We start from the raw sequence: 15,238 nt of genomic DNA, 5'->3' as shown, positions 1-15,238 counted from the left end.
CCGGACGCCGCGTCATTCGTCGTCCCGGTCGGAGCCGATCGTGACGGCGGTGATGCCGGGCAGCTCGCCGAGGACGGCGGTCAGGTCCGGCACCGAGCCCGCCCCTTCGAGCACGAGCGTCACGACCGAGCCGTACGGGTCGCGGCGGTCCGGCGGTCCGGCGCGCTCGCGGCGGGCCGCCGGGCCGTACTCCGCGCCGCCGAGCGGGCGCTCGTGCTCGACGTCGGCCTCCATGACGACGAAGCCGCGCCGCGTGCACTCGACCAGGACGCGGCGCAGCGCGCCACGCCCGTCCCGGTAGGCCAGCCGTACGCGCGCCGCCCCGGTCGGCTGGAACCGCGCCAGCGGCAGGCGCCTGGTCAGCGCGCTCAGCCCGTACACGACCAGGAAGTGGCCCGCGGTCACCGCGACCGCGAGCACCGGCAGGCCGCCGCCCGCCGCCATGCCCACGGCCGCCGTCACCCACACCACCGCCGCCGTGGTCAGACCGCGCACCGCGTCCCGCCGAACGAAGATCAACCCGCCGCCGATGAACCCGATCCCCGACACGATCTGCGCCGCCACCCGCGACGGATCGAACGCCACGTTCTGCCCCGGAACGTTGTCGAAGCCGTACTTGCTGACCAGCATGAACAACGCCGCACCGACCCCCACCAGCGTGTGCGTGCGCAGGCCCGCGCTCTTGTTGCGCAGCCCGCGCTCCAGACCGATCGCGGCGGACAGCACCAGAGCCAGCAGCAGCTCGCCGAGCTGCGTCCAGCCCTGGCCAGGGGACAGCTCCACCACCTAGCTCGACCTCCCGTCCGGCCCGGTGCGGCTCGCGGCCCCGCCGGTCATGTGGCGGTCGGGAACGCCAGCTCACCGGCGGACGGCGCGGCGGCCGGGGCGGACCCGGCCGGCGACCGCGGCCAGCGCGTGGTGATCGCCTTGGCCCGCGTGTAGAACCGCACGCCCTCGGGCCCGTGGACGTGGGCGTCGCCGAACAGCGACGCCTTCCAGCCGCCGAAGGAGTAGAACGCCATCGGCGCGGGGATCGGCACGTTGACGCCGATCATGCCGACGTGCACCCGGCGCTGGAAGTGCCGCGCCGCCTCGCCGGAGGAGGTGAAGATCGCGGTGCCGTTGCCGTACGGGTTGGCGTTGACCAGCGCGACGGCCTCGTCCAACGAGTCGGCGCGCAGCACGATCAGGACGGGGCCGAAGATCTCCTCCCGGTACGCGGCCATCGCGGTGGACACCCCGTCGAGCAGGCAGGGGCCGACGTAGAAGCCGGGACCCGGCAGCCCCCGGCCGTCCACGACGACCTCGGCCCCGGCCGCCTCGGCGGCGTCGACGTGCGCGACGACGCGGGTCCGGGCGTCGTCGCCGATCAGCGGGCCCATCTCGCTGCCCGGGTCGGCGCCGGGGCCGACGCGGAGCGCGCGGGCGCGGGACGCGAGCCGTTCGACGAGCGGGTCCGCGGCCTCGCCCACGGCGACCGCGACGGAGACCGCCATGCAGCGCTGCCCGGCCGACCCGTAGGCGGCCGCCGTGATCTGGGCGGCGGCCAGGTCCAGGTCGGCGTCGGGCAGCACCACCGCGTGGTTCTTGGCGCCGCCGAGGGCCTGCACCCGCTTGCCCGCGCGGGTCGCCGCCGCGTGCACGTGCCGGGCGACCGGCGTGGAACCGACGAACGACACCGCGGCGACGTCCGGGTGCGTGATCAGGGCGTCCACCGCGCGCCGGTCGCCGTGCACGACGTTGAAGACGCCGTCCGGCAGGCCCGCCTCGGCGTACAGGTCGGCGATCAGGTTGGACGCCGAGGGGACGCGCTCGCTCGGCTTGAGCACGAACGCGTTGCCGCAGGCGATCGCGATCGGGTGCATCCACAGCGGCACCATGACCGGGAAGTTGAACGGGACGACGCCCGCGCACACGCCGAGCGGCTGCCGGAACGAGTACGCGTCCACGCCCGCGGAGACCTGGTCGGAGTACTCGCCCTTGAGCTGCTGCGGGATGCCGCACGCGAACTCGACGGCCTCGCGGCCGCGGACGATCTCGCCCCTGGCGTCGTCCAGGACCTTGCCGTGCTCGGCGGTCACCAGCCGGGCCAGCTCGTCCTCGTGCCGTTCGAGCAGGTCGCGGAACGCGAACATGATCCGCGCCCGGCGGGCCTGCGAGACGTCCTGCCAGGCGTCGAACGCCCGCGCGGCGGCGGCGACGGCCGCGCCCACCTCCTCCTCGCCGGCGAGCGCGACCTCCCCGACGGCCTTCTCGGTGGCCGGATCGCGAACGGTGAGGGTGGCGCTCCCGCCGGTGCGGAAGCCGTCGATGCGGTGCTGGATCAGAGACATGTGTCCTCCTCTGGGGTGTGCGGGGGCCGTCGTCACCAGTGCCGCCGCTGGGCCTCGCGTTCCTTCTCGTAGCGGGCGCGGGCGCGCCGCGTGTCGGCGCGTCCCGACACCTCGGCGACGGGCACGTCCCACCAGGCGCCGCCGTCCGGTGCGGCGGGGGCGAGCGGGTCGGTCTCGACGTGGACGACGGTCGTCCGGGGCGACGCGATCGCCTCGCGCAGCGCCGCGCGGAACCCGTCCGCCCCGTCCGCGCGGAGCACGTCCGCGCCGAGGCTCGCCGCGTTGGCCGCCAGATCGACGGGGAGGGGGTCGCCGTCGAGGCCGGTGGCCGTACGGACCCGGTGCCGGGTGCCGAACCGGTCCGCGCCGACGCTCTCGGACAGGTCGCCGATCGACGCGTACCCGTGGTTCTGCACGAGGACGACGACGAGCTTGACGCCCTCGGCGACGGCGGTCGTCAGCTCCTGCGCCATCATCAGGTACGAGCCGTCGCCGACCAGCACGAACACCTCGCGCGACGGATCGGCCATCTTGGCGCCGAGGCCGCCCGCGATCTCGTACCCCATGCAGGAGTAGCCGTACTCGACGTGATAGCCCTTCGGGTCCCGGGCCCGCCAGAGCCGGTGCAGGTCGCCGGGCATCGAGCCCGCCGCGCACACCACCACGTCCCGTGGGCCGGACTCCTCGTTGACGATCCCGATGATCTGCGCCTGGGCGGGCGGGACGCCGTGGTCGCGCGCCACGGACCTCGCCACGTCGGCGTTCCAGCGCCGCGCCAGGTCGCGGGCCCTCTCGCGGTGCCCGTCCGGGACCGTCCACCCGCCCGTCGCCGCGCCCCCGTCCGCGAGCGCCGCGCCCTGGCTCGCGAACGCCGCGCCCTGGCCCGCGAGCGCCGCGTCCAGGGCGCGGATCGCCTCGCGCGCGTCGGCGGCGACGGCGAGGCCGCCGAGCTTGAGCCCGTCCACGCGGGCGACGTTGACGTTGACGAACGTGACGTCCGGATGCTGGAACAGCGTGCGGGACGCGGTGGTGAAGTCGCTGTAGCGGGTGCCGACGCCGACGACCACGTCGGCGTCGCGGGCGAGGGCGTTCGCGGCGGACGTCCCGGTCGCGCCGACCGCGCCGACCGAGCACGGATGGTCCCAGGGCAGCGAGCCCTTGCCCGCCTGCGTCTCCGCGACGGGCAGGCCGGTGCGTTCGGCGAAGGCGCGCAGGTCCTCGGCCGCGCCGGAGTAGACGACGCCGCCGCCCGCGATGACCAGCGGGCGTTCGGCGGCCCGCAGGATCGCGCACGCCTCGTCCACGGCGGCCGGCTCCGGAACGGGACGGGCGACCCTCCACACGCGGCGCGCGAACAGCTCCTCGGGCCAGTCGTACGCCTCGGCCTGCACGTCCTGCGGGAGGCAGAGCGTGACCGCGCCCGTCTCCGCCGGGTCGGTGAGCACGCGCATCGCGGCCAGCAGCGCGCTCGGCAGCTGCTCGGGACGGTTGACGCGGTCCCAGTACTTGGAGACCGGCTTGAAGCAGTCGTTCACCGACACGTCGTGGGACCGCGCGTCCTCCAGCTCCTGGAGCACGGGGTTGGCGACGCGTCCGGCGAACACGTCCCCGGGCAGCAGCAGCACCGGCAGCCGGTTGATCGTGGCCAGCGCCGCGCCGGTGACCATGTTGGTCGCGCCGGGCCCGATGGACGCCGTGCAGGCCAGCGTGGCGAGCCGGTCGCTCATCCGCGCGTAGCCGGCGGCGGCGTGCACCATCGCCTGCTCGTTGCGGGCCATCCGGTACGGCAGCTCGGCGGAGTGCTCCAGCAGCGCCTGCCCGACCCCCGCCACGTTGCCGTGCCCGAAGATGCCGAGGCAGGCGGGGAAGAAGCGGCGCGGCGTCCCGTCGCGCTCGCTCCACTGCGCCGCCAGGAAGCGCACCAGCGCCTGGCCGACGGTCAGTCTCATGATCGCCCTTCCGGTGAGGTCAGCGGCAGCCGGGGGTCCGCCGGCAGGTCCGTCCAGGTGTCGCGGATCCACGCGTGCGCGGGGTCGTCGCGGACGCGCCAGGCGCGCTCGGGCGACGGCCCGGCCATCACGTTGAGGTAGTAGAGGTCGTGCCCCGGCACGGCCATCGACGGCCCGTGCCAGCCGCTCGGCACGAGGACGGCGTCGCCGGTCCGCACCTCGGCGAGCAGGTCGGGGCCGCCGTACACGCGCTGGTAGGCCATCCCGGACTCGCCCGCGACCTCGAAGTAGTAGATCTCCTCCAGGACGCTCTCGCCGGGCCGTTCCTCGTCGTGCTTGTGCGGCGGGTACGACGACCAGCAGCCGCCGGGCGTCAGCACCTCGCACGCGATCAGCCTCTCGGCGAACGGGAACCCGTCCGGCGTGCCGAAGTTGTTGACCTGGCGGCTCGCCGGTCCCGCGCCGCGCAGTTCCACGGGGACGTCCTCGGCGGGGCCGTAGCGGGGCGGGAGCCGGCGCTCGCAGCGGGCTGCGGCCAGCGCGAACCGTCCGCTCCCCCGGATCACGACCCGCGCGTCACGCGGGACGTACGCGAAGTCGGTCACCCGGCTGAACACGTCGCGGCGGCCCGCCAGCTCGAACCGCTCGCCGTCGCATTCGACGGTGCACGACCCGGCCAACGGAAGGACGATCATCTCGAACGCGCCGGTCGCGAACACGTGCCCCGCCCCGTCGCGCAGCTCCAGGACGCGCAGGCCGCAGTGCTTCCAGTCCGCGCCGTCCGGCATGATCTCCACCGCGTACGGCGGGGCCGCCGCGCTTCCGGCGGGCAGGTAGGGGGCGGGCTCACAGCACCTCCACCGCGGCGTCCACGGCGGCGGCGACGTCGCCGTCCGCCGGGTAGAGGAGAGAGCGCCCGACGACCAGGCCGCGCACGGTCGGCAGCCGGAGCGCGCGCCGCCAGCCGTCGCGCGCGGCGCGCGGGTCGTCGGCGACCTCGCCGCCGAGCAGCAGCGCGGGCAGCGTCGAGGCGGCCATGACGCGCTCCATGTCGGCGACGACGGGCACCTTCAGCCAGGTGCGCGCCGAGGTGGTGCCGAGCCCGGACGCGATCGCGATCGCCCGGATCATCGCCTCCGGGCTGAGGTCGTTGCGGAGCCGGCCGTCCTCGCGGCGGGAGATGAACGGCTCGACCATCGCCATCAGCCCGCGCGCGGCGAGCCCCGACACCGCCCGCGCGCAGCCCTCCAGGGCCGCCGGGGTGGCCGGGTCGGCGGGATCGACGCGCAGCAGCACCTTGCCGCCGTCCAGCCGGGCCGCCGCGATCGCCTCCGCGTCGTAGGCGGTGAACCGGTCGTCGATCTCGAACGACGCGCCGAGCAGGCCGCCGCGGTTCATCGAGCCGATCACGACCTTGCCGTCCAGCACGCCGAGCAGCAGCAGGTCCTCGATCACGTCGGGGGTGCCGAGCACGCCGTCCACGCCCGGCCGCTCCAGCGCCCGGCACAGCCGGTCGAGCAGCTCGCCGCGGTCGGCCATCGCGAGCGGGTCGCCGCCCGCGCCGAGCGCGCCGCGCGCCGGATGGTCGGCGGCGACGAGCATCAGCCGCCCGGACGCGCCGAGCAGGGACGGCCGCCTGACCCGCCGCCCGGCGGTCTCGGCGACGGCCTCCGGGCTGGTCGCCCGCGTCGCGGCCAGCTCCGCCGCCCGGCCGGACGGCGCGTACGGGGCGGGCGGCGCGCCCGGCGGGCCCGCCCGGCCGTCTCCGGTGTCCTGTGCGTCCACGCTCACTGCGGCACCACCCTCCTGTCGGTCGGCACGGCGCCCGCGGGGCGTCCCGGACGCCGCGGCCTCATGCCGACTCCTTCCGCATCAGCGCCGCGACCTCGCCGTGCGCGGGCATGGCCGCGGCGCAGGCGAGGCGGGAGGCGACGACCGCCCCGGCGGCGTTGGCGAAGCCGATCGCGCGGGCGGGCTCCCATCCGGCCAGCAGGCCGTGGCAGAGCGCCCCGCCGAACGCGTCGCCCGCGCCGAGCCCGTTGACGACCTCGACCGGAACCGGCGCGGCCTCGACCATCGCGCCGGCCGCGTCGTACGCGAGCACGCCGTCCGGGCCGCGCTTGACGACGGCGAGGCGGACGCCGCGGTCGACGAGCGCGCGGGCGGCCCGCACGGGCTCCCGCTCGCCCACCGCGACCTCGCACTCGGCGAGGTTCCCGACGGCGACCGTGGCGTGCCGGAGCGCCTCGCCCGTCCAGTGGCGCGCGGCCCGCTCCGACTCCCAGAACATCGGCCGGTAGTCCAGGTCCAGGACGGTGAGGGAGCCGCGCGGCCGCCAGCGCAGGGCGTCCAGCGTCGCCGTCCGCGACGGCTCGGCGCACAGCCCGGTGACGGTCGCCCACAGCACCCGGCCGTCTCGATCGCGGCACGGTCCAGCTCACCGGACCTGATCTCCAGATCGGGCGCCTTGGGGTAGCGGTAGAAGTAGAGGGGGAAGTCGTCCGGCGGGAACAGCTCGCAGAACGCGACCGGCGTCGGGAGGCCCGGGACGTCCGCGACGAACCCGGCGTCCACCCCGTACTCCGCGAGCGCCCTCCGGACGAACCGCCCGAACGGGTCGGCCCCGGTCCGCGTGATCACCGCGGCCCGCCGCCCGTACCGGGCCGCCGCCACCGCGACGTTGGTGGCGCTGCCGCCGAGGAAGCGGCCGAACGTCTCGACCCGGTCCAGCCCGACGCCCGACTGCAACGGGTAGAGGTCGACCCCCACCCGGCCCATCGTCAGCACCTCCAGAGGGAACGGACCGGAGGCGGGCCCCGGCGCGGCTCCGGGCGCGGAGGCGGGGAGGGGGGCGGGCCCCCGCGTCACGAGGCGATCCCGGACAGGTACTCCAGGCAGGCGCGCACGTCGGCGACCGGGCCCGCGCCGGGTTCGGGCTCGCGGTCGAGGACGGTGTCCTGCTCCAGCACGTACCAGCCGCCGTAGCCGGAGCCCTCCAGCGAGCCGATGATCGCCGTGACGTCCACGTCGCCCTCGCCGAGCGGCCGGTAGACGCCCTTGCGGACGGCGTCGGTGTAGGACGTGCAGCCGTTCCGCACGTCTTCCGCGAGTCCGGCGTCGACGTCCTTGAGGTGCACGTGCGCGATCCGTCCGGGGGCGCGCGCGGCCAGCTCGGCGGGGTCGGTGCCGCCGATGAGCAGGTGCCCGGTGTCCAGGCAGAGCGGCACGCCGGACCCGTCGAGCACCCGCCGGACCTCGTCGGACCGTTCCACCATCGTGCCGGCGTGCGGGTGCAGCACCGCCCGCGCGCCGGCGTCCGCCGCGAGGGCGGCGATCCGGTCGAGGTTGGCGAGCAGCGCCGTCCAGCCGGCCGCGTCCAGGTCGGGACGGCGGTCGTAGCCGTCCAGGCCGTGCACGGCGGCCAGCACCAGCACCGGGGCGGACGGGGACGAAGACGGAGACACAGTGGGGGACGCGGACGAATTGGAGCGTTCCATGTCAAACCCGTCCGGAACGAGCCCGGCCAGCGCCTTGCGCACCGCCGGCTCCGGATCGCGGCCGGGATCGTGCAGGACGACCGGCGCGAACCCGCCGACCGGCCGCAGGCCGTGCGCGGCGAGCAGCGCGGCGCGCTCGACCGCGCCCGGGGGGAGGAAGCCGTCCGGCCCGGACTCGGTGGCCGCCAGCCCGAGGCCGCGCATCTCCGCCAGGACCCGGGACGGCCCGAGCTGGTGCCCCCAGCCGGGCACCTCGCACACCCCCCACGAGATCGGGGCTCCCGCGACGCGGTCAGTGATCATCGATCCTCCATCTCCGCGAAAAGGCGACACCGGCGCCGGCCGGCCCCGCCGAGTCTGCTGAAGGGCGCGCGGGCATGTCAATACTTTGTTAGGACATTATGAGGTAAGGAAGTCCAGCCAAGCGCCGGTTATCATCGAGGGGACGGCCTCGAAGGGAGCACGGTGTACCGACCTCGCGTGATCATGGACCGCAGCAGCCCGGTCCCGCTGTACTACCAGCTCGCCCGGCAGTTGGAGGCGGCGGTCCAGGCCGGCGAGCTGGCGCCGGGCACCCGCCTGGAGAACGAGCTGGAGCTCGCCGAGCGCTGCGGCCTGTCCCGCCCCACCGTGCGGCAGGCGATCCAGCACCTCGTCGACCGCGGGCTGCTGGTCCGCAAGCGCGGCGTCGGCACCCAGGTCGTCCTGTCGGAGATCCGCCGCCCGATCGAGCTCACCAGCCTCCACGACGACCTGGCGGCGGCGGGCAAGGACCCGCGCACCGAGGTGCTCGAACTCGGACCGGCCCCGGCGGACGACCTGGTCGCCAAGGAGCTCGGCGTTCCCCCCGGCACGGAGGTGACGCGGATCCGGCGCACGCGCTACACGGGCGACGAGCCGCTGGCCCTGCTCACCAACTACCTACCGCGCGACCTCATCGACCTCGGCGTGGACGACCTCACCCGGCACGGCCTGTACGAGCTGCTGCGCGGGAGCGGCGTCAACCTGCGCGTCGCCAACCAGTCGATCGGCGCGCGCGCCGCCACGTCGGCCGAGGCGCGGCGGCTGGACGAGCGGCGCGGCGTCCCGGTGCTGACGATGACCCGTACCGCCTTCGACGACAAGGGGGGCGCGGTCGAGTACGGCTGCCACGTCTACCGGGCCGACCGCTACTCCTACTCGCTCACGCTCGTCGAACGCTGAGCCGGCGGGCCCGGCGGCCTCCTGACCGATTAGAGCGCTCTATTGAATTAGAGCGCTCTAACGCTTACGGTGCGGGCACGACCCGCCAGCGCATCAGGAGGAACCCGATGCCCCACGGCAGCTTCCACCCCCTGCCGGCCCGCCCCTCGCGGCTGGCCGCCGCGGCGTTTGCCGCCGCCCTCGCCGCCGCCGTCCTGCCCGGCGCGGCGGCGTCCGCGGACGGCGACGAGCCCGCGGCCGTCCACGCCCGGCTGGAGACCCCCGCGGTCTTCGACGACGCGGCGGGCGGCGACGCCAACGCCGACGACCCCGCCATCTGGAGCCACCCCGACGACCACGGCGGCGACCTGGTCATCGGCACGCTGAAGCAGGCCGGCCTGGCGGTGTACGACACCGGCGGCAGGCAGCTCCAGCGCGTCGCGGCGCCGGCTCCGCCGCGCCCCGGCGACGAGCCGGGCCGCTTCAACAACGTCGATCTCGTCTACGGCTTCCGGCTGGGCGGCCGGACCGTCGACCTCGCCGTGGTCTCCGACCGCGGGCGCGACACCGTCCGCGCCTACGCGATCGACCCGGCCGCCGCCCGGCGGCACCGGGCCCCGCTCACCGACGTCACCGACGCCGCCGCGCCGCCGGTGTTCTCCGCGTCCCCGACGAGGTCAACGACCAGCGCACCGCCTACGGCCTGGCGTCCTGGCCCGACGGGAAGGGCGGCGGCTACGTGGCGCTGAGCCGGCGGCACACCACGCGGGTCGGGATCGTACGGCTGGAGGCCACGGCCGCGGGCACGATCACCTACCGGCGGGTCCGCGACGTCGACCTGCCCGCCTCGTTCCCGCTGCCGGGCGGCGCCACCTGGACGCCCTGCGAGGACCCCGGCCGCGGCCCGCAGGTCGAGGGCATGGTCGCCGACGAGGAGCACGGGGCGCTGTACGCCGCGCAGGAGGACGTCGGGATCTGGCGGATCCCGATCGGCGGCGGGTCGCCGAAGCTCGTCGACAAGGTCAGGGACTACGGCGTCCCCGCGACCTACAACCCCGAGACCGACGAGTGCGAGGTCAGCGGGCCCGACCCGGGCGCGGGCGGTGAGCACCTCACCGCGGACGCCGAAGGGCTGACGATCTACCGGCAGGACGACGGGGAGGGCTACCTGCTCGCCTCCAGCCAGGGCGACAACACGTTCGTGGCGTACGGCCGCGAGGCGCCCAACGGGTACCTCGGCCGCTTCCGGGTCGCTCCCGGCCGCGCCGTCGACGGCTCCGAGGAGTGCGACGGCGCGATGGTGACCAGCGCGCGCGTCGGCGACTTCCGCGACGGCCTGCTGGTCGTCCACGACGGGTTCAACACGCCCGACGTCGTGGACGGCAACGGCGAGGTCCGTACCAACACCGACTTCAAGTTCGTCGACTGGAAGCAGGTCGCCGAGCCGCTGGACCTGGACGTGACGCCCGGCGACTGGGACCCGCGCGACTGATCCGCCGACGCGGCCCGCGGCGGGCCGCTGTGATATCGATCCGGTACGGCGGCTCGCCGCAGGCCAGCGTTTGGAGATCCACGCCATGTCCCACCCGACCCTTGAGGACGTCGCCGCGCGCGCGGGCGTCTCGCGCGCGCTGGTGTCCCTCGTCATGCGCGGCTCCCCAAGGTCGGCAAGGAACGGCGCGAGGCGGTGCTGGAGGCGGCCCGCGAGCTCGGGTACCGGCCGAACGTGATGGCCCGGAGCCTGGCCGCGGGCCGTACCGGCATGGTCGGGCTGCTGGCCGACCTGCACGATCCGGCGTGCGCGGCGCTCCACGACGGGATGGCCGAGGCGGCGGCCCGGCGCTCCGTCCGGCTGCTGCTGGTCGGCGGCGGCGGCCGTCCGGCGCGCGAGCGCGCCGCCCTGCACCAGCTGCTCGACCTGCGCCCGGACGGCGTGCTGCTGGCGAACCCGAGGTCCTCCGCGTCCGACATCGAACGCGCCGCCGGGACCTGCCCGCTGGCGGTGGTGGGACGTTCGCCGCGTTCGGCGCGGCTGGACGGCGTCACGGGGGACGACGCGGCGGCGGTGGAACTGGCCGTGTCGCACCTGGCGGCTCTGGGGCACCGGGACATCGCCTGCCTGTCCCTCTCCCCCCGCCCCCGGCGTCGCTCCGCAACGCGTACGCCGCGGCCATGCGAGACGCCGGGCTCGGCGACCGGCCGATCGCCCGCGACCTGCTCGCGCCGCCCGCACCGGAGGACGGCGGGCGGGCGGGGGCGTGGCGGCCGTCCGAGCCGTTCAGCGCGGCGGTCGCCATCGGGGACGCCACGGGCGCCGGGGCGCTCGCCGCCCTGGGCCGGACCGGGCTGCGCGTCCCGGGGGACGTGTCGCTCGTCGTCGTCGGGGACCCTCCCGGCGCCGCCGCGATCGGCGTGACCACGGTCGCCCCGCCGCCCCGCGAACTCGGCCGGGCGGCGATGGAGCTCCTCCTCGACCGCATCGGCGGCGAACGGCCCGAGGAGGGACGGCGGATCACCGTCCCTCCCCTGGTCGTCGGCCGCCCGTCCACGGCCCCGCCCGCGTGACGGGCGCGGGAGGCGCGCGGGAGGCGGCCCGGAGGGTCACGGCATGACGCGGTCGACCAGGTCCGCGACCGCGCCGTCCGCGCAGTCCGCGACGACGATGTCGGCGGCGGCCCGTACCGCCGGGTCGCCGTCGCCGACGGCCGCGCCGAGCCCGGCCGTCTCGATCATGTCCAGGTCGTTCGGGTTGTCGCCGATCGCCGCGACGCGGTGCAGGGGCACCCCGCGCGCCGCGGCCAGCTCGCGGAGCGCCGCCCCTTGGTCGCGCCCGCGGGCAGCACCTCCAGGTAGGTGCTCTCCGAACGGACCAGGGTGGCCCCGGCGCCCGGGCCCGCCGGCGCGCCGTCCGGGCCCGACGCGACCTCGCGCAGGAGGGCGGCGGCGTCGTCGACGAGGCCGGGCCGTTCGCAGATCAGCATGGTCTTGACGACCTCGTCGAACGGCAGCTCGGCCCACGAGCCGACCCGGTGCAGGCCGATGCCGTCGCGGTGCGCGTACGCGCGCAGCGCGGCGGTCTCCGAACGCACGTGCGCGCGGCCTCCGCTGAAGGCGACCGGCCACACCCCCGCGGGCAGTTCCTCGAACAGCATCACGAGGTTCGCCCAGACGGCGGCGCTCAGGCACCGCCGGTACAGCACCGCGCCGCTGCTCAGGTCGACCACGCGGGCGCCGTTGTAGAGGATCGCCGGGTTCCGCAGGCCGAGCCGCTCGTAGTACGGGCGCGCCGACTCCTCGCCGCGTCCGGTCGCGACCACCACGTCGCCGCCCGCGTCCGCGAACCGGCGCAGCGCCGCCAGGTTCGGCCCGACGATCCGCAGGTCGCGGCCGACGAGGGTGCCGTCCAGGTCGGTGACGATCCAGTCGACCTTCCGGGTGGGCGCGTCGTTCACGTCGGGTCCCCCGCCGGAGCGAGGCCCGCGACCCCGGCCAGCGCGGAGCCGGCCAGGTCGAACCCGCCGACGCACGCCACGTAGCCGGGGGCGTCCCACTCGTTCCCGCCCGGCGCGCCGCCGAGCGGCAGGTAGGTCCCGCCCGCCTGCCGGACCAGCAGCAGCGCCGCGGCGACGTCCCAGGCGTTGACGGACGTGCCGTACGCCGCGTCCGCCCAGCCCGCCGCGACGTGCGCCAGGCACAGCGCGGCGCTGCCCGGACGCCGCAGCGTGGCGAACGACTCCACGAGCGCCCCGTACCGTTCCAGCGCCGCCTCGCCGTCGCGGCGCAGGTCGCGCGCGTTCGGGAAGCCGGTGAGGAGGACCGCGCCGCGGTCCCGCTCCGCGCCCGCGCTGCGGAGCGGCTCGCCGTTGCACTCGGCCCCGCCGAGCGAGGCGGAGAACAGGTCGTCGCGCACCGGGTCGTAGACCACCCCGGCGACGACCCGGCCGTCCGCCACGGCCCCGATGGACGTGCAGAAGAACGGCAGGCCCGCCGCGAAGTTGGCCGTCCCGTCGATGGGATCGACGTACCAGCGCACGCCGCCGTCCCGGTCGTCCACGCCGCCCGCGCCGTCCGCGCCGCCCTCCTCCCCGACCACCGCGCCGCCCGGCCAGTGCCGTTCGAGCACCTCGCGGATCGTCTCCTCCGCGGCGCGGTCGTGCTCGGTGACCGGGTCGTGGAAGTCGCGCTTGTGGAGCACCTCCGGCCGGGACCGGAACGCGCCGCGCAGCCGGTCGGCGGTGGCGCGCGCGGCGACCTCGGCGATCCGGGCCAGTTCCCGCGAGGCGGGTACGTCGATTCCGTCGGTGTTCATTGGTCTCCTTCGACCGCTTCGGTGAGCAGGGCCAGCAGTCCGTGCCCGTCGTCCACGACGGCGTCGGGCCGGTAGCGGACCTCGTACGGGACGTCGTAGGTGCCCTTGGCGACCATCAGCACGTTCCCCCCGACCCCGGCGCGGTGCCCGCACACCACGTCGCGGTCGAAGTTGTCGCCGACGTACCAGGCGTCCTCGGGGCGGACGCCGAGGGCGCGGGTGGCGATCCACACCATCTCGGGGTTGGGTTTGCGGACGCCCGCCTCGTCGCTGTAGACCTCCACCGCCAGCTTCCCGGCGAGGCCCGTCGCCTCGGTGTGGTCGCGGTGGACCGCGCCGGACAGGGCGTTGCTGACCACCCCGCACGGGACGCCCAGGGCCGCGGCGCCGTCGAGTAGCTCGGGGATCCCCGGGCGGACGCGGCGGTCCTGCCTCAGCTCCCCCATCCGCTTGCAGAGCGGGGAGGCGTGCGCGCGGACGAGCTCGCGCGCCGGTGCGGGCCAGTCGGCGGCGACGTAGTCGCACCAGAAGCCGGCGTGCGTCATCTCCGGCGGAGCGTACGGTCGCGACATCGCGTCCTTCCAGCACTTGTCGGCCGCCGCGCCCGCCTTGATGTCGGTCTCGACCGCGGCGGCGTCCAGCTCCCGGCAGCCCGCGCGGACGAGCAGCGCGTGCACCTCCTTGGCGAGCGCGGCCGGCCATCCCGGCCGGGCGGACGTCTCGACCAGCACGCCGCCGAAGTCGAGCAGCAGCGCCCGCGGCCTGCGGAGCGTCCGGCCCGACACCACGCGCGACCCGGACGGGCCAGGGGACGAGCCGGGGGGCGCGGCGTTCACGAGGCCGCCCCGCTGACCGGAGCGACGCTCTCGTCCCAGGCCGTCGTACGGGTGCCGTCCTCCGCGAACAGGTGCAGGTTCTCGGGCCGGGTCCAGCAGCGCAGCGTGTCGCCGGGGCCCGCCTCGGGGTCGTCGTGCGTGATGGCGAACATCCTGGTGCCGAGGACGCGCAGCTCGACCGTCCAGCTCGCGCCGGTCGGCAGGACGGTCTCGACGACGGCGTCCTCCGACCAGGCGGCGTCCGGCACCGCGCCCGCCTCCCGCGCCAGCCTGAGCGCCTCGGGCCGCACCCCCGCGCAGCCCGGCGCTCCCATGTCCCCGCGCTTCCCGGCGAAGCGCAGCAGCGAGCCCGCGAGGCCGCCGGGCTCGGGGCCGGCGGCCGGGACGATGTTCATCGGCGGGCTGCCGACGAACTCGGCCACGAACCGGTTCGCCGGCCGCGCGTACATCTCCATGGGCGGCGCCACCTGCTGGAGCTCGCCGCCGGACATGACCGCGATGTGGGTCGCCATCGTCATCGCCTCCATCTGGTCGTGGGTGACGAACACGATCGTCGCCCCCGTCTCCTCGTGGATGCGCTTCAGCTCGGCGCGCATCTCCAGCCGCAGCCGGGCGTCCAGGTTCGACAGCGGCTCGTCCAGCAGCAGCACGTCGGGGTCCACGGCCAGCATGCGCGCGAGCGCGACGCGCTGCTGCTGGCCCCCGGAGAGCTGGGACGGGTAGCGGTCCATGCAGTCGGCGACGTGCACCTTCTCCAGCGCCTCCTTCGCGCGGGCCGCGCGCTCGGCCGCCGGGACTTTGCGCATCCGCAGCCCGAACTCGGTGTTGCCCCGGACGGTGAGGTGCGGCCAGAGCGCGTAGTTCTGGAACACGAGCCCCATGGCGCGCTTCTCCGGCGGGACGTAGACGCCCCGTTCCACCGAGTCGAGCACGCGGTCCCCGACGGTGATCTCGCCGCGGGTCGGCTGCTCCAGCCCGGCGATCATCCGCAGGGTGGTGGTCTTGCCGCATCCCGACGGGCCGAGCAGGCAGGTGAACGACCCGTCCGGGACGGTCAGGTCGAGGTCCTTCACCGCCGCGTGCCCGCCGGCGTAGTTCTTGACCACTCCGCTGAGCGTGATGGCCGGCATGG

General features: G+C 75.8%; 13 protein-coding genes and 3 pseudogenes. 5 read left to right on the top strand and 11 right to left on the bottom strand.

Annotated elements, in window-relative coordinates:
* Positions 1–12: 12 nt before the first annotated feature.
* From GEV43_RS25035 to GEV43_RS25005, 7 genes and pseudogenes are all read right to left on the bottom strand, one after another.
* Entirely contained in the window at positions 13–786 is a 774-nt protein-coding gene (locus tag GEV43_RS25035) for an MgtC/SapB family protein (protein ID WP_160822784.1), read from the bottom strand.
* Positions 787–833: 47 nt separating this feature from the next.
* Positions 834–2,333, bottom strand: a complete 1,500-nt coding sequence (locus tag GEV43_RS25030; RefSeq protein ID WP_160822783.1) for a CoA-acylating methylmalonate-semialdehyde dehydrogenase — start codon at positions 2,331–2,333, stop codon at positions 834–836.
* A 32-nt stretch (positions 2,334–2,365) separates the two neighbouring features.
* The gene (gene iolD / locus GEV43_RS25025) at positions 2,366–4,282 is read right to left on the bottom strand and encodes a 3D-(3,5/4)-trihydroxycyclohexane-1,2-dione acylhydrolase (decyclizing) (protein ID WP_160822782.1); all 1,917 of its coding nucleotides are present in this window, start codon (positions 4,280–4,282) and stop codon (positions 2,366–2,368) included.
* Complete coding sequence (gene iolB / locus GEV43_RS25020) at positions 4,279–5,115, bottom strand: 5-deoxy-glucuronate isomerase (RefSeq protein ID WP_302931289.1); 837 nt, start codon at positions 5,113–5,115, stop codon at positions 4,279–4,281. The genes iolD and iolB overlap by 4 nt, the downstream gene beginning before the upstream one ends.
* A gap of 13 nt (positions 5,116–5,128) precedes the next feature.
* Positions 5,129–5,980, bottom strand: a complete 852-nt coding sequence (locus GEV43_RS25015) for an aldolase (RefSeq protein ID WP_160824765.1) — start codon at positions 5,978–5,980, stop codon at positions 5,129–5,131.
* A gap of 154 nt (positions 5,981–6,134) precedes the next feature.
* Positions 6,135–7,060, bottom strand: a pseudogene (gene iolC / locus GEV43_RS25010) (5-dehydro-2-deoxygluconokinase).
* Positions 7,061–7,146: 86 nt separating this feature from the next.
* Positions 7,147–8,082, bottom strand: coding sequence for a TIM barrel protein (locus tag GEV43_RS25005; protein WP_160822780.1), 936 nt, complete (start codon positions 8,080–8,082; stop codon positions 7,147–7,149).
* A gap of 183 nt (positions 8,083–8,265) precedes the next feature.
* Between GEV43_RS25005 and GEV43_RS25000 the strand changes: the two genes are divergently transcribed.
* From GEV43_RS25000 to GEV43_RS55115, 5 genes and pseudogenes are all read left to right on the top strand, one after another.
* A complete protein-coding gene (locus GEV43_RS25000; protein WP_160824764.1) occupies positions 8,266–8,982 on the top strand; it encodes a GntR family transcriptional regulator in 717 nt (238 codons plus the stop codon).
* A 107-nt stretch (positions 8,983–9,089) separates the two neighbouring features.
* Complete coding sequence (locus GEV43_RS50995) at positions 9,090–9,710, top strand: phytase (RefSeq protein WP_241683033.1); 621 nt, start codon at positions 9,090–9,092, stop codon at positions 9,708–9,710.
* On the top strand, positions 9,701–10,453 hold the full coding sequence (locus GEV43_RS50990) for a phytase (RefSeq protein ID WP_309239830.1): 753 nt from the start codon (positions 9,701–9,703) through the stop codon (positions 10,451–10,453). Before GEV43_RS50995 ends, GEV43_RS50990 begins: the two co-directional genes overlap by 10 nt.
* A 237-nt stretch (positions 10,454–10,690) precedes the next feature.
* Positions 10,691–11,029: pseudogene (locus tag GEV43_RS56260) on the top strand (hypothetical protein); the annotation flags it as partial.
* Positions 10,951–11,526, top strand: a complete 576-nt coding sequence (locus GEV43_RS55115) for a substrate-binding domain-containing protein (protein ID WP_309240034.1) — start codon at positions 10,951–10,953, stop codon at positions 11,524–11,526. The pseudogene GEV43_RS56260 and the gene GEV43_RS55115, both read left to right, overlap by 79 nt.
* A 36-nt stretch (positions 11,527–11,562) precedes the next feature.
* Here GEV43_RS55115 and GEV43_RS24975 read toward each other — a convergent pair.
* The 4 genes and pseudogenes from GEV43_RS24975 to GEV43_RS24960 all read right to left on the bottom strand — a co-directional run bounded on the left by GEV43_RS24975 (position 11,563) and on the right by GEV43_RS24960 (position 15,236).
* Positions 11,563–12,413 (bottom strand): annotated as a pseudogene (locus GEV43_RS24975) (HAD-IIB family hydrolase).
* Positions 12,410–13,270, bottom strand: coding sequence for an inositol monophosphatase family protein (locus GEV43_RS24970; RefSeq protein ID WP_160822776.1), 861 nt, complete (start codon positions 13,268–13,270; stop codon positions 12,410–12,412). Before GEV43_RS24970 ends, GEV43_RS24975 begins: the two are co-directional and overlap by 4 nt.
* On the bottom strand, positions 13,267–14,106 hold the full coding sequence (locus tag GEV43_RS24965) for an HAD family hydrolase (RefSeq protein WP_309239829.1): 840 nt from the start codon (positions 14,104–14,106) through the stop codon (positions 13,267–13,269). The genes GEV43_RS24970 and GEV43_RS24965 overlap by 4 nt, the downstream gene beginning before the upstream one ends.
* Positions 14,103–15,236 carry an ABC transporter ATP-binding protein gene (locus GEV43_RS24960; RefSeq protein WP_160822775.1) on the bottom strand — a complete coding sequence of 378 codons (1,134 nt, stop codon included), beginning with the start codon at positions 15,234–15,236 and terminating at the stop codon, positions 14,103–14,105. Before GEV43_RS24960 ends, GEV43_RS24965 begins: the two co-directional genes overlap by 4 nt.
* Positions 15,237–15,238 lie beyond the last annotated feature (2 nt).

Origin of the sequence: Actinomadura sp. J1-007, from assembly GCF_009793335.1 — a bacterium.
Taxonomy (GTDB): Bacteria; Actinomycetota; Actinomycetes; order Streptosporangiales; family Streptosporangiaceae; genus Spirillospora; species Spirillospora yumaensis.
Note: the sequence above shows the minus strand (reverse complement) of the source record. Positions and strands in the feature narration are given on the sequence as shown.